Annotated in this window: 20 protein-coding genes; 7 read left to right on the forward strand and 13 right to left on the reverse strand. The window is 39.6% G+C overall.

Going from position 1 to position 23,081, the window contains the following annotated elements; genetic code table 11:
- Window positions 1-9: 9 nt before the first annotated feature.
- The 8 genes from rfbC to JFU56_RS02395 form a co-directional block, all read right to left on the reverse strand.
- Complete coding sequence (rfbC, locus tag JFU56_RS02360; RefSeq protein WP_198435668.1) at window positions 10-543, reverse strand: dTDP-4-dehydrorhamnose 3,5-epimerase; 534 nt, start codon at window positions 541-543, stop codon at window positions 10-12.
- On the reverse strand, window positions 544-1,431 hold the full coding sequence (rfbA, locus tag JFU56_RS02365; protein ID WP_198435669.1) for a glucose-1-phosphate thymidylyltransferase RfbA: 888 nt from the start codon (window positions 1,429-1,431) through the stop codon (window positions 544-546). It lies immediately after the preceding gene.
- On the reverse strand, window positions 1,424-2,524 hold the full coding sequence (gene rfbB / locus JFU56_RS02370) for a dTDP-glucose 4,6-dehydratase (protein ID WP_198435670.1): 1,101 nt from the start codon (window positions 2,522-2,524) through the stop codon (window positions 1,424-1,426). The genes rfbA and rfbB overlap by 8 nt, the downstream gene beginning before the upstream one ends.
- A 2-nt stretch (window positions 2,525-2,526) precedes the next feature.
- Window positions 2,527-3,396, reverse strand: coding sequence for a glycosyltransferase family 2 protein (locus JFU56_RS02375; protein WP_198435671.1), 870 nt, complete (start codon window positions 3,394-3,396; stop codon window positions 2,527-2,529).
- The gene (locus JFU56_RS02380; RefSeq protein WP_198435672.1) at window positions 3,389-4,402 is read right to left on the reverse strand and encodes a glycosyltransferase; all 1,014 of its coding nucleotides are present in this window, start codon (window positions 4,400-4,402) and stop codon (window positions 3,389-3,391) included. The genes JFU56_RS02375 and JFU56_RS02380 overlap by 8 nt, the downstream gene beginning before the upstream one ends.
- Entirely contained in the window at window positions 4,392-5,561 is a 1,170-nt protein-coding gene (locus JFU56_RS02385) for a glycosyltransferase (RefSeq protein WP_198435673.1), read from the reverse strand. The genes JFU56_RS02380 and JFU56_RS02385 overlap by 11 nt, the downstream gene beginning before the upstream one ends.
- 230 nt (window positions 5,562-5,791) lie before the next feature.
- Window positions 5,792-8,035, reverse strand: a complete 2,244-nt coding sequence (locus tag JFU56_RS02390) for a peptidase U32 family protein (protein WP_198435674.1) — start codon at window positions 8,033-8,035, stop codon at window positions 5,792-5,794.
- 239 nt (window positions 8,036-8,274) lie between these two features.
- Complete coding sequence (locus JFU56_RS02395) at window positions 8,275-9,312, reverse strand: hypothetical protein (RefSeq protein WP_198435675.1); 1,038 nt, start codon at window positions 9,310-9,312, stop codon at window positions 8,275-8,277.
- Window positions 9,313-9,656: 344 nt separating this feature from the next.
- On the opposite strand from JFU56_RS02395, the gene JFU56_RS02400 reads away from it, so the two are divergent.
- The 4 genes from JFU56_RS02400 (at window position 9,657) to JFU56_RS02415 (ending at window position 15,423) form a co-directional block, all read left to right on the forward strand.
- On the forward strand, window positions 9,657-11,504 hold the full coding sequence (locus JFU56_RS02400) for a M3 family metallopeptidase (RefSeq protein ID WP_198435676.1): 1,848 nt from the start codon (window positions 9,657-9,659) through the stop codon (window positions 11,502-11,504).
- Window positions 11,505-11,951: 447 nt separating this feature from the next.
- A complete protein-coding gene (locus JFU56_RS02405; RefSeq protein ID WP_198435677.1) occupies window positions 11,952-14,312 on the forward strand; it encodes a S8 family serine peptidase in 2,361 nt (786 codons plus the stop codon).
- Window positions 14,313-14,321: 9 nt separating this feature from the next.
- Window positions 14,322-14,675, forward strand: a complete 354-nt coding sequence (locus tag JFU56_RS02410) for a hypothetical protein (protein ID WP_198435678.1) — start codon at window positions 14,322-14,324, stop codon at window positions 14,673-14,675.
- A 274-nt stretch (window positions 14,676-14,949) separates the two neighbouring features.
- On the forward strand, window positions 14,950-15,423 hold the full coding sequence (locus JFU56_RS02415; RefSeq protein WP_198435679.1) for a luciferase family protein: 474 nt from the start codon (window positions 14,950-14,952) through the stop codon (window positions 15,421-15,423).
- A gap of 111 nt (window positions 15,424-15,534) precedes the next feature.
- Here the strand turns inward: JFU56_RS02415 and JFU56_RS02420 are convergent, their stop codons facing one another.
- Window positions 15,535-16,446, reverse strand: a complete 912-nt coding sequence (locus JFU56_RS02420; RefSeq protein WP_198435680.1) for a LysR family transcriptional regulator — start codon at window positions 16,444-16,446, stop codon at window positions 15,535-15,537.
- A 134-nt stretch (window positions 16,447-16,580) separates the two neighbouring features.
- Here JFU56_RS02420 and JFU56_RS02425 point away from each other — a divergent pair, with 134 nt between their 5' ends.
- The 3 genes from JFU56_RS02425 (at window position 16,581) to JFU56_RS02435 (ending at window position 19,249) form a co-directional block, all read left to right on the forward strand.
- A complete protein-coding gene (locus tag JFU56_RS02425; protein ID WP_198435681.1) occupies window positions 16,581-17,519 on the forward strand; it encodes an NADP-dependent oxidoreductase in 939 nt (312 codons plus the stop codon).
- A 299-nt stretch (window positions 17,520-17,818) separates the two neighbouring features.
- Complete coding sequence (locus JFU56_RS02430; protein WP_256432183.1) at window positions 17,819-18,346, forward strand: cytochrome b; 528 nt, start codon at window positions 17,819-17,821, stop codon at window positions 18,344-18,346.
- Window positions 18,347-18,361: 15 nt separating this feature from the next.
- Window positions 18,362-19,249, forward strand: coding sequence for a glutathione S-transferase C-terminal domain-containing protein (locus JFU56_RS02435; protein ID WP_198435683.1), 888 nt, complete (start codon window positions 18,362-18,364; stop codon window positions 19,247-19,249).
- A 196-nt stretch (window positions 19,250-19,445) separates the two neighbouring features.
- Here JFU56_RS02435 and JFU56_RS02440 read toward each other — a convergent pair whose 3' ends face one another.
- The 4 genes from JFU56_RS02440 to JFU56_RS02455 form a co-directional block, all read right to left on the reverse strand.
- On the reverse strand, window positions 19,446-19,949 hold the full coding sequence (locus JFU56_RS02440; protein WP_198435684.1) for a CIA30 family protein: 504 nt from the start codon (window positions 19,947-19,949) through the stop codon (window positions 19,446-19,448).
- A complete protein-coding gene (locus tag JFU56_RS02445) occupies window positions 19,946-20,842 on the reverse strand; it encodes a LysR family transcriptional regulator (RefSeq protein ID WP_242065809.1) in 897 nt (298 codons plus the stop codon). Before JFU56_RS02445 ends, JFU56_RS02440 begins: the two co-directional genes overlap by 4 nt.
- A 160-nt stretch (window positions 20,843-21,002) precedes the next feature.
- A complete protein-coding gene (locus JFU56_RS02450) occupies window positions 21,003-22,184 on the reverse strand; it encodes a trypsin-like serine protease (RefSeq protein WP_198435685.1) in 1,182 nt (393 codons plus the stop codon).
- Window positions 22,184-22,864, reverse strand: a complete 681-nt coding sequence (locus tag JFU56_RS02455) for a hypothetical protein (protein ID WP_198435686.1) — start codon at window positions 22,862-22,864, stop codon at window positions 22,184-22,186. The genes JFU56_RS02450 and JFU56_RS02455 overlap by 1 nt, the downstream gene beginning before the upstream one ends.
- Between the last annotated feature and the right edge of the window lie 217 nt (window positions 22,865-23,081).

Raw genomic sequence — 23,081 nt, forward strand, 5'->3', positions numbered from 1 at the left:
AAATATAGCTTAAAACAAGTCCTTAAACTTAAGACCCATTTTATCCTTATCTGACAGTAACGGATTATTGCAAGGCCAATTGATGCTTAACTCAGGATCATTCCAAATCAAGCAACCTTCATCACTATTGTCATAATAGTCTGTACACTTATATTCAAAATCAGCAAGATCAGACAACACCACAAAGCCATGTGCTAATCCCGGTGGTAACCAAAATTGCAGTTTATTCTCTGCATTTAATCGCACCCCATGCCACTTGCCGTAGCTAGGTGAATCTAAGCGAATATCGACCGCAACATCAAAAACCTCTCCCATAACGACTCGAACTAACTTGCCTTGTGGGTTGGTTTTTTGAAAATGTAATCCACGTAACACGTTTTTCGAAGAACGAGAATAGTTATCTTGAACAAAGTCAAACTGACCACCTATCACATCGCGATAACGCACTGCTTGAAATGTTTCCATAAAGAAACCACGGTCATCGCCGAATACATCCGGTTGGATCACCAAGGCGCCTTCAATTGCGGTTTTTGATACTTTCATCTACAGTTCCTCGCGAAGTAAACCGTAAAGGTATTGCCCATACTCGGTTTTCTGTAATAAACATGCCTGGTCTTCTAATTGCCCGCGCGTGATCCACCCCTTTGAAAACGCGATTTCTTCTAAGCAGGCCACTTTTAAACCTTGGTTATTTTCAATGGTTTGTACAAACATCCCAGCTTTCAATAAGGAATAATGCGTGCCAGTATCAAACCAAGCAAAGCCACGTCCAAAACGCTCAACATACAGCTCACCTGCCGCCAAATACATATTGGTGATATCAGTTATCTCAACTTCATTCCGAGCTGAGGGCGTTAAAGATTTGGCCATATTAATCACCCGATTATCATAAAAATATAACCCAGTAACAGCGTTATTCGACTTCGGTTTCTCGGGTTTTTCTTCAATGCTTATCGCATTACCGTCTTTATCAAATTCGACCACGCCAAAACGTCCAGGATCTGTCACTCGGTAACCAAATACCGTCGCGCCAGTATCCTTGTTAGTCGCGTTTAATAACTTCCCTGTAAAGTGTTGACCATAAAAGACGTTATCGCCTAATATCAAGCAGACATTATCATCGCCAATGAAGTCTTCACCAATAATAAATGCTTGCGCTATCCCCTCTGGCCTAGGCTGCTCTGCATATTTAATATTAAGACCAAAAATCGAACCATCACCAAATAGATCTTTAAAATGTGGTAAATCTTCAGGCGTCGAAATTATTAAGATATCTTTGATATTCGCCAACATGAGTACCGAGATTGGATAGTAGATCATCGGTTTATCATAAATAGGTAGCAGCTGCTTTGAGACAGCTTTAGTAATGGGATGTAAACGCGTGCCAGATCCACCCGCTAACACAATACCTTTGTATTTTTTATTACCCATTAGCATTCTCTCCTCGACGTGTTAACTTATAATCACCACTTAGAACTCGCTGCCACCATGTTGTATTATCTAAATACCATTGCACCGTTTTTTTAATACCTGTCTCAAATGTTTCTTGGGGTTGCCAGCCTAATTCTCGTTGTATTTTACTGGCATCAATCGCATATCTCAGATCATGCCCAGGTCGATCACCGACAAACTCAATAAGGTCTCGATAATAGGTGACACCATTAGGTTTATCTGGCACCAGGTCCTCCAGTGCTTCACATAGACTATTGACGACGTCTATATTACGTTTTTCATTATGACCACCAATATTATAACTTTCACCAATCAGCCCTGTTAGCGCCACGAGTACTAAAGCGCGAGCATGATCGTCCACGTACAACCAATCTCTAACTTGTAGGCCATCGCCGTAAACAGGTAAGGCTTGGCCATTTAACGCATTTAATATGATGTGCGGAATGAGTTTTTCAGGGAAATGGTAAGGGCCGTAATTATTTGAACAGTTCGTAATTAATGTAGGTAGGCCGTAGGTTCGTAACCAAGCGCGTACTAAATGATCTGCACTCGCTTTGCTTGCAGAATAAGGCGAACTAGGATCATAAGCCGTGGTTTCAACAAACAAGCCGCCTTTATTATCTTTACTGTCCTGATCTGCTAAATCACCAAAAACCTCATCGGTAGAAATATGATGAAAACGAAAACCAGCTTTTTTTTCACCCGTTAATGAAGACCAATAGACTCGCGCTGATTCCAATAAATTATAGGTACCGATGATATTTGTTTCAATAAAGCAATTAGGGCTTTCAATTGAGCGATCAACATGCGATTCAGCTGCAAGGTGCATAATAATATCAGGTCTATGTTGATAAAATACGCGTTCAACCTCTTCCCGGTTGCAGATGTCGACATATTCAAACGCATACTGCGAGGACAATTTCGAGGACAATAAAGCAGCTGGAATTGAATCCAGATTACCGGCATACGTTAAGCCATCAAGATTAACCACCTCGTAGTCCGTATCAGTCAGTATGTGTCTAATCACTGCGCTACCAATAAAACCAGCGCCACCTGTTACTAATATCTTCATAGCTATTGCTCGTAATTAACGCTTGAAGAACGCTGATTTTGTGACTTTCGTGCTGTTGGAATGTTCGGTTTTAATAAATACTGAAAATGGTAAATGAATGCATCGCGAATATGGAAACGTAAAACCCGATTACTAAATACATCCTTGAAACCACCCGCACTACAACGTAATCCATCTGCACCAACGACTATCTCGCTCTCGTAATGCACTTTATAACCAAGTTCCCAGCACTTATAACAAATATCGGGGTCTGCCATAAAGATAAAATAACGACAGTCAAAACCACCAATTTTATCCCAAAGGTGACGACTTATAGCCATGAATGAGGATTGTAACCAGTCCACATTGGCAGGTTTAAAGTAATCAAACTCCCCATATTCGTAGTACTCTGCGATTCCTTTGAGCAACGGCAAACGTCTGAATGAAGAGCGACGTAAAACTTGAGCAGCTAGATTAGGAAAGCGACGCACAGTATCAGGTGTCGAACCATCATCATTCATCTGCCTAGTACCCACAATCCCAACTTCAGGATCTCGTTTATAAATAGCGATGATATCAGCTAATATACTGACAGATGTCCATTCAATATCCGGATTAACAAACAGTAGATAATCGCCATTACACAAGTCAGCACCTTGATTACAACCGCGGGTGTAGCCATTATTTTGCTTATTAAAAAATAACTTAACATTATCACTCTGTTGATATTGAGATAGTATTTGTTGATTACCGCTATCCATTGAATTATCGATAATGATCACTTCAGTATCAAAATCACCTTGCTGTGCCAGTATCCTTTCGACATTATTTACAACGCGTTCAGCTTTAAAGAAATCAACAATAACAACAGAAATTAATATTTTCTTAGCCATAAGAATCTTCTCTTTGCTCTACGAATAATTTTTTATCGATGACGGCTGCAAATGCATGATTAGTGATATCAATTGTTTGGTCATATCTCGGGATCGCTATTAGCTCAGCTAACGAATACACAGGTAATAATTCATCTGGGTAAATAACGGTCATATTGGAATTACTTAGTTCTTTTGCTATTTGCAGTTGATGATCATCAGAAAACTCACCAAATTGCTCTAACCTCGGTACAAAGATCACTTTCTTTTGATAGACAAGCATCTGATTAATACTACCTACACCACAATGGCTAATAACCAGGCTGCTTTCTTTGACAAGATCATCCATTTTATCTTTACCAACCATATCAACAACCTCACCATTAGCTGGCTTCACCGAAACTTCAAAACCACCCGTTTGAATAAACCAACGTACGTTTGGATCATGGTAAATATCAAGTTTTTCCAGCGCTGCAATCAGACGTGGAAACGGGTAAGAATTAGTTCCCATAGTGACTAACACTAATGGACTCTCAGGCGGTGATAACGGCGTCAGTACTTTGTTCGCCTTTCCCTCTAAATCAAAAGTTTTACCCGCATAGTCGACATTATATTCGCTAGCAACAGGTTCCCATTGCGACATAAATTCATCATACAGTTTGTATTTATGGATCAATTGACCTGTATTCGACAATTCAACTACCCGCGATAAGGTATCCAAATAAACAAATCTTAGCGGTAAGAATTTACACACCAGAGCAAAAGGTAAAACGATTGGCCCACCAGTGGTAAATACGGTATGCGGTCTCTCTTTAACAAGCACGTACAAGGCATAGAAAATATTAACAAAGTGAATAAAAGCATTTTTCTGCGTTGACCAAATGGTGTAAATCTTCTTGATTTTATCGTCCTTAACAAGTGCTTTAGTCGTCACTAACACAATTTCATCAACATGATTACAAGCGCATAGTGCCTGAGTTAAATGCCCACCAGCAGACGCGATCAATAGCACTTTTTTATTTTGCATTTGAATACTCCAGATTAAGACTATCAACTAAACATTGATAATGATTAACAACTGTTTTTTTCTCAAAAATATCTAATGCATGGGTTTCTAATGCACGTTTAATCCGATATTGAAAAAAATCATGTCGTACAATCAACTCCTCCACTTTATTTGCTAGCTCATCAATACTTTGATCGCATACCTTGAGCCCAACGTCTATATCATCCAAATAGCCATCAATCCCTGTATTAGCGTGATATAGAATCGGTAAACCTGAAAACAAGGCTTCAACAAAAACCATTCCAAAAGACTCATTCTTACTCGGCAACAAAAATGCTGAGTATTGTTTTAGTTTTTGCTGCAATAATTTATTATCAACTCGTCCTTTAATCGTGACGATGTTACTTAACGATAATGCATCAATTTTACCCTGCACTATTTTCATCTTACTTTCTGGCCCTGAACCATATATATCCAGTCTAATATCTGGATATTCACTACTAAGCTTAGATATAGCTTCTAACAATGGCATAATACCTTTGCGTTCAAACTGCTCAAATCTGAAAACAGTAACGAAATTAGCCACTTTACTGTCTTGATTAATTTTCACTACCTGCCGCATTTCACAAGGGTTTGGTAAAAGACTCGATTGTGTCGTGCCTGTGTTCAGGGTGGAATTCAACATTTTTTTTATCGGATTTTTAGCCCAAGAACTAACCCAAAATATATGTTCAGCTTCTTCTAATACCTTTTTCCAACGCGCTCGTAAGAAAGCTTTATGCTGTAAAATACGCACATCAGTACCGCCTCTAACCGATAAAAAATACGGCACGCCAAATTTATTAGCGATTGCAGCACCTAAGGTGCCATCAATTGCTAATTTATGACCATGGATAAGCTGGTATCTAATCTGCTGCGTTTTGATTAGTTTAAAGAGGAGTTGTCGCGCAAGAAATAGGGATAGCGTCAGCGCTAAGCCAAAAGGCAGGCCCCAGTAATAAATCGAATACAATTTAGGGTTGTGCGCGATCACACGGACACGCCAAGGCCATGGGGTTCGATGAATAACAAAAATGGTGTTCGAGATACCAGAAGTGGCATCTAATAAGGATTTAACGGCTGGCGTACTTAGATTATTGCGACCGTCAGGGTAATCTGAGTGTATATGCAAAATATTCATATAATAATAACCTACCGCAATCCGCTTAAAATCAGCAGATAGACATCACTAGATAGCAATTATAGGCATTATATTCTGATACTGACTACATTTTCGATTGAGTATAAAATTAAGTGTCGCTAAGTACATAAAAACAAAGCCAAGTTTTACGTCATTTATTTTTACTAAAATCTGTAAAACTTGGCTTAGTTACACATTTAAGCTGTTGAGCTTAAGGTTTATCTATGGCTCTATAAGCCTTGTTTATACTGCGCATTCGTTGCAACAGGAACGAGGTGACTTAACGCTACTTTCGCGTCGTCATCGCCTGCCAATAAAGCTTCAAAGTGTTTGATTAACTCAACCTTATTCTGCTCTTCTTTAGAACCTGCTCCGATATTCGTTAAATCAATAAAGAACTCGTCGAACAAATCAGAGAAGTCATTGATCACATCAAAGTTTAAGAACTGCTCGTCGTTATAAATGCTTGGATAGCCACCTTTTTGCTTATCAACAGCAAACGAAATACCTTTCACATTGGTAATTGTTGTCGCTTTCTCACATTTCAACATACAACCATCTTCAATCGCTGGTTTCTTACAACCAACTGTTTGTTGGAAGAAACACTGACGGCTCGTCATCATCAGGATTGGGTGGTAAATACTGTAGAACATTTTGAAGTTTTTCGGACGACTAATATTTCTGATTTGAATACGATTAATTTCATTAGAAATAAACGCACCAGCACAGTTTAACTCTTCTTGTAGCGTTAATAACGCGTGTGAGTTCGTTGTATTTAAGAACGGACCAGCAACCCACTCAATACCCATTTCAAAGGCTTTATAAGCAATACCTGTATTGTTAGTCACGATACGTTTTGGTTTTACTTCTTCAAGGATCTTCACTGACTCTAGGTAATCTTTACCAATCAGTACCGCTGGGAACCAAGGAATTAAACGAGGGTTTTCTTGTAATAATTTAATGTGTTTAGGGCAGTTCTTTTTCAAGCTTTCAGGGAGCTTGAAGTAGATATCTGCATCCGTTACGTCTGCAAGGTGTAGATCTTTCGCATTCGCAATCATCAATGACAATTTTGGCTTATCTTCTACTTTCGGATGCTTAGGTAATGCAGGTACTTCTACATTTTTAACCACATCACGAGAACCATTTAAAATAAACGCAACTTGGTTTTTAAGATCGCCTAACTCTTTAAACGGTACCGTTAATTTAGCATCGAAGTGAGAAAAATCCATTGGCGCTAAATCAAACGTCGCATTATTGAAACTGCGGAAACGTTTTTCAACAGTTTCAGGTGTAATTGAAATTTCATCAGCGGCTGCTAAAACAGAACTACTTTGCACTTCAAATGCAGTATTTCCAGTTGTTACATTAATCGTTAATGGCGCACCCAACTTTGCTGAGAATGCTAACGTTAATGCAATTTTGTCGATGCTTAGGTCTTTAATTTTCTCAGCTAATTCTGCACCTAAGGCATTTTTATCTGTATAAAGCTCTTGTTTCACATCATGAATTTGTACCACAGAGATAGCATCACTTTTTTCAACAGCATAGTTAACACTGTTGTCACGAGGGTTATCCGTAAACATTTTTTTGTTTAGGTCACCCTGTAAGAATGAGTTAGTGAAGCTACGGTTAAATACTTTATGTAAGTTACCATCGTCTGCTAATAATTTACCTGATTCAACAAAGTTGTTGATCTGCTTACGCCATGTATCAACGACAGTGTACACATAGTGAGCACCTTTAATACGGCCTTCAACTTTAAGTGAATCAACACCTGCGTCTACCAATTGTGGTAAATCATAATACGCAGAGTTATCTTTTAAGTTAAGTGGGAAACGATGGCCTTCAGCAGTCACTTCGTATTCATCACGGCATGCTTGGCTACAGCGACCACGGTTACCTGAGTTACCAACACTTACTGAGCTTGAATAGCACTGACCAGAGAAAGCAATACATAGCGCGCCATGTACAAATACTTCTGTTAATACGTCGTGGTCATGGGCAACTGTTGTTAGCTGCTTAATTTCACCTAGGTTTAGCTCACGAGATAAGTTGACGCGTGTTGCACCAATTTTCTGTAAGAAAAGGATCTGACCTTCGTTATGCGTTGTTAACTGAGTAGACGCATGGATGTGTAGTGATGGGAAATGCTTTTTAACAATGTTGAAAACACCTAAATCTTGTACGATGATGCCATCAATACCACTGTTAACGAGTTTATTAAGCAAACGCACTAAGCTTACAACTTCGTGCTCTAAGATCACAACGTTCAAGGTTAGAAATACTTCACAACGGTGTTCATGTGCAAGTCGTAATACGCCATTTAGCTCATCAAACGAAAGATTGGACGCACGGTTACGGGCATTAAACATATCTAAGCCGCAGTAGACCGCATTTGCACCAGCAACAATCGCTGCTTTAATCGCTTCTACATCACCACCCGGTGCCAATAATTCTATTTTTCTACTCATGCTAAATAACCCACTTAATGCTTTTATTGTAATTTTTTGAGGGGGCATTCTACCTGTATATGCAGGTCAATGCTATGTATTAGGAATTATTGATCTAGATCAATAATTGAAACGAGGGTTCATTGGCGTGTTACGAGGTCATCATTTTGATAATACCTAGGATAAAATGGCCATTTCATCCTAGGTATCATCATTTTTTAATGCTGTTTTAAGTTTACTTTGAATACCTTATCGGCAACCTATTTAGCATCAGGAACTAATTGTTTAATCGCATTCGGTAATAACGTCACGATCTTACCGCGCACTGGATGCCATAATGCCGATAGCAATAATAACGCAGCGCCAATGGCAATCCCTGTCATAGCAAAGTTCGTACCGACATCACCATACATGCTCATGAGGCTTGATAGCGCATACAGCACATAAACCAGTGATGACACCATAAACGCACGACGATCAATAATAAGAGAAATGAACGACATCAATATGTATAACGCAATGATCACGGCAATACTGCTGATACTCTCATCACCATTTAAGATTCCGACCATCAAAAACACCGGATGAATAATCAGCGGAGCAGAAAGTAGATGTAACCAAAATGCGGTATCCGTTCGATTCGTCACACGTTCGCGATCTGAAGAATCCCAATACATTGCAAATAGGAAAGTTAACAGACCACAGATTAAAATAACAACAAGTGACCAATCGGTAAGTACATTGATCATATCAGGTGTTGCAAAAGCGGATACAAAAGACGAGATGATAAAACCGATTGTCGCTGCCGTACCAGCTGCGATCGTAATTGGCACATTGAAACGACGCCAATGGCAATATGCGGCAATAGCAGATGTACCTGTTGCGATAACCATGACCTGGTCGCCCAACGATGCGAATACTTCCATTGATAAATAGAATACACCACCAATAAAGGCCAGTAAGAGCATAATCGCAGGAAAAGCCATTTTTCTTTTTAAAACAAAAAACTCCGCAAGCGCCCACGATAATACGGCAAAAGTAGCTAAACCAAGGCGTGAGTCTATCGATTTAACTGCCCACAATGATGAAAACAACAGTAGCGCGCAAGCAATCACAATGAATATATCGTTAAATCCACCGATTAAACGTATATTTTCTTCATCTACACTCGTCACTTTAGTTGTAGGCTGATTGTCCAACGGTTTTGCTAAATGTTGCTCACGTCTAAACTCATCAACGGACAATGCAGTAAAAATCCCTTTATCTACTGCATTGTTAAGATCTTCATCTGTATACATAATGGTCCTAAAAATGTTATTAATAATATAAATTATCTATATATAAAGTGCTGAAGTGTATTGTCTTTATTTATCAGGAACAACAAAACCGTTAAATAATTTCATAAAATAACTAAATAGAATGCAAATACAGCGCACTGGCACTCCGTTTTAGTCAAAATGTGATCTAGATCCAACCACCTCGTATTAATTTATTCATAATGGTCGTTCAGTCACTGTCCATTTAATAGCAATGACACCATAAACAAGCATAAAGACAATAATAAAAATCAAAATAGCGTATGCATTCATTCAATGCTTAAACTGCACTTTCACCGTTATACGTTATTTCATAAGGAGATGTTTTGAATCCACAAGATTATTTTAACCAACTTAACGATGATTACTTAGCGCTTCACCGCCGTAAAGAAGACTTATTCTGGCAAACATATATGGGCACCAGCGATGACCATAATGGATTTGCGACTGCCGAAGCTGAACTGAGTGCTTTTATCTCAGACCCTAGCCATATTCAAGCGGCACGTTGCAATCTTGAAGTGTTATTACAGTTAACCGATGAAGACGACGAGCTAGTCAAAGGTCTTAAAGGTTGGTTAGCCTTTTTCGATGCGAATGCGATTGAAAGTGCCGACGGTAGAGATAAAATGGCTGCCCTTATTCGCTCTGAATCAGCCCTGTTTGCCAAACGCCAAGAATACCTAATGTATTGCAACGACGAAAACGGCAACAAACAACAAGCGTCTTTAACCGTACTCGCTGCCAATATCCGTACCAGTGACAATGAAGCTGTACGCCAATCTGCACATCAAGCATTATTAGATCTTGAGCAATGGGTACTAAATAATGGTTATATCGAACTGGTTAAGCAACGTAATGACTTTGCTCGCCAGCAAGGTTTCCGTAACTTCTTCGATTACAAAGTTAATAAAACTGAACAGATGACACCAGAGCAACTGTTCACTATTTTAGATGATTTTGAATTACGTACTCGTGAGCGTAATCTAAGCAGTATTCAAAACTTGGCAACAACGAAAGGTGACAGCGCTGTTCAAGGCCATAACTTTAGCTTTATGTATGCCGGTGATGCAGCGCGCCAACTTGACCCTTACGTGCCATTTTCTAAATCACTACGTCGCTGGATTGAATCATTCGGTCGCCTGAATATTGATTATTCTCAAGCTGATATGACCCTAGATTTATTAGACCGTGCAGGTAAATACCAAAATGGTTTCTGCCACGGCCCTATCCCATCATTCTATGCTGAAGATAAGTGGCAAGCGGGTAAAATCAATTTCACCAGTAACGCAAAACCCGACCAAATAGGTAGTGGTTATGACGGTATCAACACCTTGTTCCATGAAGGTGGCCATGCCGCTCACTTTGCCAATATTAAATTAAACTCACCGTGTTTCTCACAAGAGTTTGCACCAACATCTATGGCGTATGCAGAAACACAATCTATGTTCTGCGACAGTTTATTAACAGATGGCGATTGGTTAAAACAATATGCTTATAACGCCGATGGTGCAGTGGTACCTGATGCCGTTATCCAAGCATTAATTGCCGCGAAGCAACCGTTCAAAGCGTATCAAGAACGTAGTATTCTGGTTGTACCGTATTTTGAATGGGCTGTTTATAGCGCTGATGAAGACCTGCTTACACCTGAATATTTAACGACGCTAGCCCGTGATACTGAACAACGTATTCTTGGCCTCGCAGCAAGTCCACGTCCATTACTGGCAGTACCGCACCTATTATCACAAGAAGCTGCCTGTTCTTATCAGGGTTACCTACTTGCGCATATGGCGGTTTATCAAACTCGCGCTTACTTTACTGAAAAGTTCGGTTACCTCACTGATAATCCAGCGATTGGTCCACTACTTGCCGAACATTACTGGAAACCAGGTAACAGTATTAGTCATGATGCCACGCTGCGTAGCTTAACTGGCGAAGGATTCTCTGCGGCTTACCTTGCTGAGACTTGTAATAAAACCAGTGAGCAAGCTTGGTCACAAGAGCAAGCTAAAATTGTTGCGGCACAAGCAAGAACACGCGCAGAACCTGCAGATCTAAATGCTAAGATCAGTATTGTTGATGGCGCAGAAGTCATTGCTGACAATCATATTTCTGATGGTCAATTATGCGATAATTTTGAGACTTATATTACGCAACGCTATGGTAGTGACAGCTAGATAAACGGATAAATAAGTACGTATCACCTGTCAACATTGAGGGATACGTACACTCTTCTAATCATGATGCCCCTCGGTTCGCCTTCTTCCCCCCCCACTAAAAAACTAACAACCCCTGAACAACATTTGATCAAGTTCACAACCCCAGTCTAATCCAACTTCACATTTAACGATTAAAATCAGCAAGATAATAAAAACACAACCGACCATCAAGGTCAATAAACACACAAAGAACAAACAATATAGATATTAATAAATAGGTATATTAAATGTCAATGAAAATCATTTTCATTATGATTTAATGCGATTCCGTTCGCTTTAAATGATGTCCAACATTGATAATTTGAATTTATAATTCTATAACTCAGGTTCTGCAAGTCGAATAGGAAAGTATCACGACCATTTTGCAGCAGGTAATAACTTTCGCTCAATAAGGAACCGAGCAACATGAAAAACAAACTCAATAAAAAAAATAAATTATTAAACTCGATGGCAATAGCGACAGCTATTGCAACCTTAGGAATTAGCTATGCAAATGCTTTTCCTCAGTTTGATGAACTCGATTTACCGATGAAATACATCGTTAAATTCAAAGATACCGACGCTGATGCACCTTCTATGATGGGACTCAATCCAGTTTGGGGCGCCAAGCTACTTCAAGAATCAGTTCTCGAACAAGTAAACGCTAAAAAAGTGGAGAAACTCGGAAGTAAGCCGCTTTATAGTGTCGAGATTGAACCACAAGCACTTGCGGATTTACAGCTCAACTCTGAAATTGAATATGTAGAATTCGACCCACCACGTTTCTTACTAAGTGAGTCCATTCCTTGGGGACAAGGAGCGATTAATGCAGCGGGCTTAAACGATAGTAATACCGGAAATCGGACTATTTGTATTATCGATTCTGGTTACGACCTTACTCACAACGACCTTAGTGGCAATCAGGTCTCAGGCACCAATGATAGCGGCACAGGTAATTGGAACGCGCCAGGTAATCATAATGCTCATGGCACTCATGTGGCAGGTACGATAGCTGCGATAGCCAATGGTGACGGTGTTGTGGGTGTAATGCCAAATCAAAATGTAAACTTACATATTGTGAAAGTATTCAATGAATCTGGTTGGGGTTATTCATCTAGCCTAGTCAAAGCAATTGATACCTGTGCGCAGAACGGCGCCAATGTCGTCAATATGAGCTTAGGCGGCAGTCAATCGAGTCGAACTGAACGTGATGCGCTGCAAGAACTATCTGATAATGGTGTCCTACTTATTGCCGCTGCTGGCAATTCTGGAAACACCGCACACAGTTATCCTGCTTCATACGATTCTGTTATGTCAATTGCAGCGGTAGATAATCAAAACAACCACGCCGCATTCTCCCAAGCCACTGATCAAGTTGAAGTGGCAGCACCAGGGGTTGCAATTCTATCAACAGTCACCGTTGGTGAAGGTGTACTGTCTGATATTGTGATTAATGGTCAACGCTATTTTGACCGTGGCATTGTTCCGCACAACCGCAAAACGCTTGATGGCACTGGCAATTATCAGTCGAGTCCTGTTGCTGGTTCTTATACAGGGAAACTCGCACGCTGCGATATTTCAGACAACAGTTATAACTGTGGTGACATGGCAGGGAAAGTTTGTCTAACTGAGCGTATTGAGAATCAACGTACTGGTTATCGACCAGAAATTGATCCTGTAAAAGCTTGTCATAGCGCAGGCGCCCAAGCCGCTATAATCTATAGTAATGATGCCTTATCTGGTCTGCAAAACCCGTTTGTATTAGATGACAACAATACTTATCCAATCGTTTCGGTTTCAGTTGATAGAGCCCTTGGCCTTGAACTATCAGCAATACTAGAACAAGACGTCACAGTGTCCACAACGACAGGTGAAGACTATCAATATTATAATGGGACCTCTATGGCGACACCACATGCAGTAGGTGTCGCGGGTCTTGTTTGGAGCTATCATCCTCAATGTAGTGCTGCACAGATTCGCTCTGCATTAAAAGCTTCAGCAACAGATATCGATGTTGTAGGTCGAGACAACAGAACCGGCTATGGATTGATTAATGCAACAGCGGCCAATGACTATCTAGATGTAAGTTGTGATGGCCCTGAGGGAGGTAATAATAACGATGACATGAAGTTGGAAAACGGCATAGAAAAATCGCCAATTTCAGGTGGCCGTCGTTCAAGTACTCTTTATAATATTGACGTTCCTGCTAATGCAACTGCATTAACGTTCACCATGGCTGGAGGCTCTGGTGATGCAGACCTTTACGTGTTGTTTAACGGTTCGCCAACAACAAATAATTATGATTGCCGATCTTGGACTGAAGGTAATAGTGAAGTTTGTAGTATTGATAACGTTCAAGCAGGCCAATACCAAGTGCTTGTCTATGGCTATAAAAAGTACGATGGTGCGTCACTGACCGCTACTTATAAAAATGCTAACGGTGCAACAGATTATGCCAATAGTACAAGAGTCGTTATCCCAGATAATTCATCTTTCGGCGTAGTCAGTAACATCGATGTTAAACGTATTGGTGATGCAGGAATAGTCAATATTCAGATCGATATCAAACACAGCTACATTGGTGATTTAAAAGTAACATTGACATCACCAACAGGCTTCAAGGCTATACTGCACAATAATAGCGGTGGTTCAGATAGAAATCTAAATACAACTTATGATGTTGACTTCTCAGGCTATGAATCAAAGGGTCTTTGGCAATTAAAGATCGTCGATACGAGCAGTCAAGATACAGGGAGCCTAGAAGGCTGGGGATTAAACTTCCAATAAGGAGCCATTATGGCAAAACAAGGGACTCGTTTTAAAATTCGATATCTCAGTATTTGCTTGGCTCTGGTACTCGTGGTCCCGATGAGCTATTCACATCAGTCCACACCAGTGACAGAGCCAACAAGCATAACCGACATGACAAAGGAAAACAGGTTGAATCGGTATTATGTGAAATACCAAAAGGGAGGCGAAGGCGCAGCGACAGCACTAGTGAAGAAACATGAACTCGCTATTGTTGATGTGATACCAACGCGTAACATACTGATTGTATTTGCAAATAAGCAGTCTATTCAGGAATTGGTTAAAAATACTGTTATTGAATACGTTGAACTAGAGCCAATACGCAGTTTTTATTCACAATAATAATCAGCCCCACTATGCGTGGGGCTTTCTGATTAAAAAGGTCCACAAAGCAAAACGCTTTTCATGCATCATGCCCATCATAAGCCAACCCCATAAAGATGAGATCAACACGCCGTCTTGGAGCCATCATTACCAATTGACTTAATATTCTGCATAAACCTCCATTATTCTTAAATTAAGAATAATTATTTCTTTGTATGTCTATTTTTCTTAAAAAAAATCAGCATTAAGATGACCCTCGTTAAATGAAACTTTACAATACGAGGAAATTACAATGAAACAACCCTATATATTACCGATACGAGCAGGACAGAAACCCGTGACTGGCGATATGCCTCCGCATTTACAGTTTTCAGACCAAAGTCCAAAAGCTCTCTGGAAAGAGCTGTGTGACTGGGCATTTTCGGTATTTCCATTATCTCGTGAAGAAGCTACGATGATATCGATCCCCACTTCACGTGCTTTATGGCTTGATGAGAGCATTAAAACATTACCTCATGACGCCTTTATGCCACCAAGAGGGAGTAGAGAATTTGCTCATGTTCATAAAGATGGCAGTATGCATTTATGTGTATCTCAAGATTTTGCTGATGAAGTTTATGCTAAAAAATGGGGTGAGCCACATCCATATAAGCATCTAGGTGTAAACGAAATATTAGTATTCGCACCAAGAAATACTGAAGAACTTGAAGTTGTTAAATCGACACTTAAAGCAGCTTACTATTATGCCACTGGTGACGCTTTATAATGATTTATCACAGAGTTTCACTTATGAAGCTCTGTGATAGGTGATCTATATTGGTGAATGATTTATATGGACTTTCTTATTGATATCATAGCTTAAAGTTATAGCTTAAAGTTATAGCTTACGCTTAATCTCAATACAATCTGCCTTCAAATGCTCTACTAGTGAATCAATAAATGCCCTTAGCGCAGGGTTCATTTGCTTATTGTGGGGGTAAACAATATTCACAGGTAAATTGGTAACACAAAAATCCGGCAATATTTCCACAAACTCCCCAGTTCCTAAGTAAGGATCAATGAAGAACTCAGGTAAATAGATAATACCTTGACCATCAAGTGCTAAATCCCGCAATAATTCAGGTTCATTCGACACCATTTTTCCATCAACGGCTACCGAAAAGCTTTTTTTGTTTTCTACGAAAGGCCATTTGCTATGGTAATCAGGGACAGTATCTATCAAGCATTGATGATGAACTAAATCGCCTGGATGTTTTGGCATGCCATGTTCAGCGATGTACTTAGGCGTGGCCACCAGTTTGAGTTGCATTGTAGATACCTGTCGAGCGATCAAGCCACTAGAAGGTAAGTGCCCTATACGCACAGCTAAATCATATCCTTCTTCAATTAAATTAACTTTTCTATACAAAAATAACGAATTGATTTTAACCTTCGGATGCTCCCTCATAAAGTCGACCATCAGTGGCTTGAGTATAAACGTGCCCCAAAAACTAGGAGCGGTTATACGTAATGTACCTCTTAGTTCTTGTTGACCCGCAACGGCTATATTTTCAAGGTGATCTACCGAAGTTAAAATGTCATCAATTTTTTCTAAATAAATTTTGCCTTCTTCCGTTAGCGTTAAATTTCTTGTCGTTCTATACAGCAGTTTTACATTTAGCCATTGCTCCAACTCTGTCACATAACGGCTTACCGCAGAGTTTGCCAAATCAAGGCTTTCCGCCGCTTTAGAAAAGCTGTGTTTTCTTACTACCTCACGAAATATTTCCATTCCTCGTAACTTATCCATTCATCCTCCAGCAGTACTTTATTATTCTTTTATTAAGAATAATCATTTCTTTTTAGCCGTATTAATTAATATTAACGCATAATGTAAGATTAGTCTCATCAAATGGCAATTCAATTTTAACAGAGGCAAATATTATGAAAGCAGTTCAAGTGAAAGCATACGGTGAAATAAATGATGTAGTCGTAGTTGATGACATAAAAAAGCCAACGATTGAAGCAGGCAAAGTATTGGTTAAGGTGCATGCTGCCAGTGTTAATCCATTAGATAATGTTTTACGTGCAGGCTATATGAAAGACATGATGCCAATGGACTTTCCTTACGTAACGGGCAGTGATGGAGCAGGCATTGTTGTTGAAGTAGCTGATGATATAGCAACTCTTTCAGTTGGCGATGAAGTCTTTTACCGACCTGATTATAGCGAAGCGGCAACATTTGCTGAGTTTCAATTAGTCAGTGCTGATGCTGTTGCCAAAAAGCCTAGCACCGTATCCTTATTAGAAAGCGCAGCCATCCCTCAAGTTTCCCTTACTGCGTACCAAGCATTGTTGATGGGCGGAGAAGTTAAAGGTAAAAAAGTACTTATACATGGTGGTGCTGGTGGTGTTGGCTCGCAAGCTATTCAATTGGCAAAAATATTGGGCGCTAGTGAAATAATCACGACCGCTGAAAGCGAACAGGCTGAGCAGCTTAAGCAAAAAGGCGCTGACCAAGTTATTGACTTTAGAACACAAAATTTTAGCGAATTAGTATCAGAGATAGACATTGTTATTGACACTATTGGTGGTGAAGTGCAAGAGAAGTCAATTAAAGTGACTAAACCTGGTGGCTCAGTTATTACGCTACTAGGCGTTATGTTTGAAGAATTAGCTAACGCGAATAGTGTAATACTTGAGTTACTTTTTCATCAAGCAAATGGAGCACATCTTGCGTGGATAGCGCAACAAGTTGATGAAGGTAAGTTATCAACAAAAATTGATACAACATTTGCAGCAAATGATGTGAAAAAGGCGTTAGCTTATGTAGAACAAGGCAAAGCCCGTGGCAAGGTAGTTGTTGATTTTACTAATTTCTAATCAGAATGAAGGAAACAGAGGCACTAACCAATGGACTGGTGCCTTGTTGTATTTTATACAGAGGTATCGCCTCCATTATGAGGTGGTTTACAACGCTGCTCATGATGGGTCATTACAACCGATGGCTACAATGATGACATCAACAATAGTAGGCGTTGTTCTATTACTTACGTTTTCAAAAATATACAAAGGCTAAACAAATTATTCAGCAAAGAAGAAAAATGATTTCATCTTTGAGTTATTAATAATTCATAAAAGCGAAGTTACACTATGCTTTTATTTTACAGGACAATAAATATATGAAATATCCACTTTCCATTAGGCTTCTTCACTGGTTTATGGCTGTTACTATGATCGCTTTAATTTTTATTGGCTCATACATGCATGATATTCCGGCTGATGCGGTAAATAAGCTAACCATGTACCCACTGCATAAATCGTTTGGTGTATTGATCATGATCTTGTTCTTTTTTCGTTTCTATACCAGACTAAAGTCCCCCTTACCTCCCTTGCCCGCTGGCATCAAAGTCTGGGAAGCAAAACTTTCTCATATTATTCATATTGCACTTTATGTGTCGATGATAGCGCTGCCAATCACGGGGTATTTAATGTCATCAACCTATAAATATAGTCATGGAATCGATTTTTTTGGCTTGACATTACCTGATGTATTACCGAAAGACGATGCAATGTTTAACTTATTCCATAGTTTACATGACAAAATTGGCGTACTAGTCTTAATTCTAGTGGCATTACATGTTGCGGGAGCGTTAAAGCATCGATTCTTTGAAAGTAAAGAAAATGACGTATTGAACAGAATTATATAAATTGGAGATTGAGCAATGGCAGTCTTAGATAAAGGTAAATGGTACAAAAACAAAGAAGAACGAGACTTGTCAGTAGTTGATAACTTTCATTTACCCGAAGTTATCGAATCAGATCGGTATCATCTCTATATATCGCTTGCTTGTCCATTTGCTCACAGGCCTTATTTAGTCATTAATTATTTAGGGCTAAATGATGCTATTTCAATATCAACCGTTGCAGCAAAAAGGTATGAAGATGGATGGCTGTTTGATAATGACTATCCTGATACCTTAAACAATGCGTCAAGCTTAGTATCGTTATATCAAAGAGCGACTCCTACCTATTCTGGTCGAGTGACCGTACCAATACTTTGGGATAAGAAAGAAGGTAATATCGTCGGTAATGATTCAGCGTATATGGCAACTGATTTTGCGACTAACTGGCTGTCATTAGCTAAGAACCCCGTCCAGCTTATTCCAGAATCAAAAAAGGCTGTAATCAATGAACTAAACCTATGGTTGCACGCTCACGTAAATACAGGCGTTTATGGGGTCGGATTCGCCTCAAACCAAGTAGCATATGATAACGCGAATATGTCTTTGTTTAAGGCTCTAGATAAACTTGATAATAGGCTTGCAGATAAAAAATACTTGTTGGGAAGTGACATCACCTTATCGGACCTGTTTCTTTTTCCAACATTAGTGCGTTTTGAAGCGGTATATGAAGTGCACTTTAAGGCGAATAAAAAAACATTAAAATATTTTAAAAATCTATATCGCTATATGTTGGATTTAGTGTCAATTTCAAGCATTAGAGAAACGATAGATATAGATTACATTAAACTTCACTACTATTATTCGCATCGACACATTAATCCTACAGGGATCATACCCGCTGGACCTGAACTTCACTGGTATATCTAGAAAAACTAATTTTTATTTGGTTATAAAGTGAAGTGGCACAATGAATTTGGCCACTTCATTAGAGATCGTTGTGAGAGTGATAGCTTCACGCTCTGAGCCTGCTACCCCTGAGATAGTGGCCATAAATTAGAGCTGCTTTAAGCAGTAATGTTTAGACCGTTTTGTCGCAAGTAGAGAAGTTAACATCAGGCGTATCCTAAGACTCCAAAAACTCAATCCTAAAAACTGACAAGGCAAACTCCCCTGCTTCGTGATTATTCACTAAGAGCCCGACTTCTCTCACATCTGACGAGGCGAGTATCGGTGCATTACTGATTAACCGTCCTCGAAAAGAGGCTTTAAAATCGGTAAGCGGAAATGTAAATACTTGACGTTGGCCAACGATAGTCTCAAAGTCCTGCTTGTAAGCTAAGCAATAGCCATTATCAAAAACCACCGCCCTTAATTGGTAACATTTACCGTCACCTTCTACGTCTATCTGAATACTATGCAGTTTTTTCGGAACGCCCTTAACTGGTCGAAACACCGAACTAAAACCACCATTATTTTCCAGCGATATATGCCCGCTAAATACCCCATGATCATGGTCGAATAACATGCAACCTTCAGACAAACCGCCCATAACGCCATCATTCGTTACTCGCCACAGCTCAATGCTCTCTTCACTACTTAAATCTACCGCACGCGTTAAATCAATCATGATGGTTCCTTAATCTGTTCGTTGCTAACACGTTCTTTCAGATATTTAATAAACAGCTGAGTTCGAGTATGCTCATAATCAAGAGTTGGGTAATAAGCACATACAGCGCCGTGATCAACCGTAACCTCTGGCAATACCTGGATTAACTCACCCACATCAGTTAAGTCTTTGAGCATCTTTTGACTGGCAAGTAACACGCCCATACCGCATTTAGCACCGTAAAATAACGCCTCAGGATTGGTCGTTGCAAAATTACCGCGTAACGTAATACGATTACCCGTCGACAATTTTACATCACGTATCGGTCGATCACCCCAAATAAGCATATTATGTGACTCCAGATCTTCAATCTTTTCAGGCTTTCCGTATTTATCGATATAATCTGGCGAAGCAAAGAACTTGGCATCGTTTTTAAACAGTTCAATGGCTTTATAACTGTGGGAGTTTAACTGCTCTAAATCACGACTAATAAACACATCAACATACGTTTCAGGCATTTGCCCTGGAGATGTCGTCAATAGTTGAATTTTAATTTTAGGGTACATCAATAAAAAGTCGTTTAAATACTTGATGATGAATTTCGACCCCACCGCGGTGGTCGCACCAATCTTCAACAAACCCGTCGGCGTTTGATTAACCGAACGCGCTTCATCCACCAGCGCCATCCACTGATCAAGTTGCAACCGTGAGCGCTGATAAAACAACTGCCCCGCTTCAGTCTGATCTAATGAACGCGTAGTTCGCTTCAATAACTGCACCCCGACTTTATCTTCTAGCCAATTAATACGCTTACTGATCGCAGAACCTGTCGTATTAAGCTGGTAAGCGGCCCCGTTAAAACTCCCCTCCTCAACCACTTTAATGTAGCTACGTACACACATAATCCAATCCATCACGACCCCGCTTACAAACATGTGACTGAACAAACATTCAGTCCTAATAAGCGTTAATCTAGCATGGTTATATTATTTTATGGCTAAAAAAAAGCCTTAACCCGATAATCCCCTATATAGCAGGAATCGAGGTTAAGGCTTAATTTATCATCGTGTTAGGTTATTTCGCGGCTTTTACTGCAAAGTAATCCAATACAATTTTAGTTTTACCAGTTAAATCACCCACAGGTTTAAATTCAACATCGATGTTATCCGTGTCAGTTTTGAAGGTATTCACTTTAAGGAATAGCGCATCGCTTTTAGCGGTATTGACGTCAATATTAACTGCAACAGCACGTCCGTTAACGAACAGGTCAAACGCAGGTGTATTTTTATCCTTCGGAATCACAAATTCGATACTGTAGCTTGAACCCGCATTCGTATAAGCCATGGTTTTTAAACCACCGTCATCAGTCCAAAAAGTCTCAGACATACCAATATTTTCTGCTTTCCAATAACTGAAATAAGCATGGTAGTCATCGGCATTTTCTGGCGACGTTGAACTCCACATTACCTTATCCAGTTGCACTTCTTCAGTATAACTAAAGCCATGCTCTTGCATCGCTTTGTTGATCCATGGCAGTTTAATAGCAACGTCTTCAAACGTATCACTCCAGCCAAACTCGGTGTAATACTGCAAACCAATTTCACCTAATAGATAAAACTCACCATCTTTTTCCACCGTAATACCAGAACCACTATCACCATGAATGATCAACCACTGCAGATCACTTTGTTTGAAGTGATCGGGTTTAAAGGAATACTCAGACAGCCATTTCTTATCAACGTCATTGTACTCAACGTATTTTTTGCCCCCATTACGGCTATTATAATTCCCAAAACCGACTGAATTGACTTCATAGCGTTTGTCTTTAGGGAATAACGTTTCCGTTGCTAACTTAGCTGGTTTAATGCCACGAATTGGTGTATCCAAACGGACAAGTGCGAAATCATATATGTCGTCTTTAAACTCATATTCCCCGTACTCACCGTTAGGATCGGTTGATGCAGAAACTGACTTAACCGTGGTGTATTCACCATTTTCATCTTTTTCAAACGAAGTACAAGTCACCGTATTACGGTATGATTGTGATTTAGAACCGGATACGTGATTTGCAGTGATCACCCAGAACGGGTCGATTAACGTCGCAGAGCCAGCATTCATATGACATGCAAAATCAAACTTACTCTGTAATGCAAAAGTCTTATGTTGAGACACTGAACGGTCATAACGTGCAAGCCCGGCATTCGCCGTCATCGAAATAGACGTTAGAACAGCTGCAGCAATAAGTAATTTTTTCATTATTTAACCTCGCTTAAATTGATTGCTTCTAAGCTGTGATAACCTTCTGACTGCGAGTAATCCCACTGACGAGCAACACGTTTATAAGTCACGGTTAATTGATCATCAATCGAGGTAGTGTTAAAGACAATACTGTTTTGAACTCCAGTCATGTGCGTTGTAATGTCATTTTTGATGGTCACGCATTGCTGCTTAATACAAGCAGTCACATCCGCCGAAGACAGCCAATTGTGCGTATAAAGATCAAGTTTATAGCGACCAATACCCTCTGCTTTGACGTCAAAGCTAAAGCCACCATCATTCAGCACCATGGCGTGATTAAATTGATCAGCATAATCGGCATAACTACCACCATCCCAGCTATAACGATTGGCGTGGACAGGTTCATCACCAGGCATATGCTTAATAGAACCTATGTCTGTTAACGCACCAATTTTATCGCTATTCGGTTTTTCAACAAATGTATCGACACCATAGAAAAACTGCCAATCAAGCCCTGCTAATTGAATATCTTTACGATGACCAGCACCCGATAATTCATAACCATTAAACTCACTGATGATGGATAGATTCTCTGTGCCTGCTTTGGAGATATTCGATAGGTTATTTAAATCTACCTCGATCTCACTAGCCGCTACAGATGAAGAACATAGCAAAATTGCTAGCATTGATTTTTTCATAACTTTTCCTTTGTAAGATGAAAGGCATAAGTTTATAGCGAGTATTTACGGCTAGTGTAAGGGTTTGTAAGAATTGGAAGCATTCAATTTATTATGCTAATCACTTAACATATATGATATTTTTTTAGATAATTAACATGATCTAGCTACCATTTATGGCGCACACAAAACAAACAATTAAGTCCCAGCTAGACTCAATCAGATTCCAAAAAACGTT

This window comes from Moritella sp. F3, assembly GCF_015082335.1.
In the GTDB taxonomy this organism is placed as follows: Bacteria; Pseudomonadota; Gammaproteobacteria; order Enterobacterales; family Moritellaceae; genus Moritella.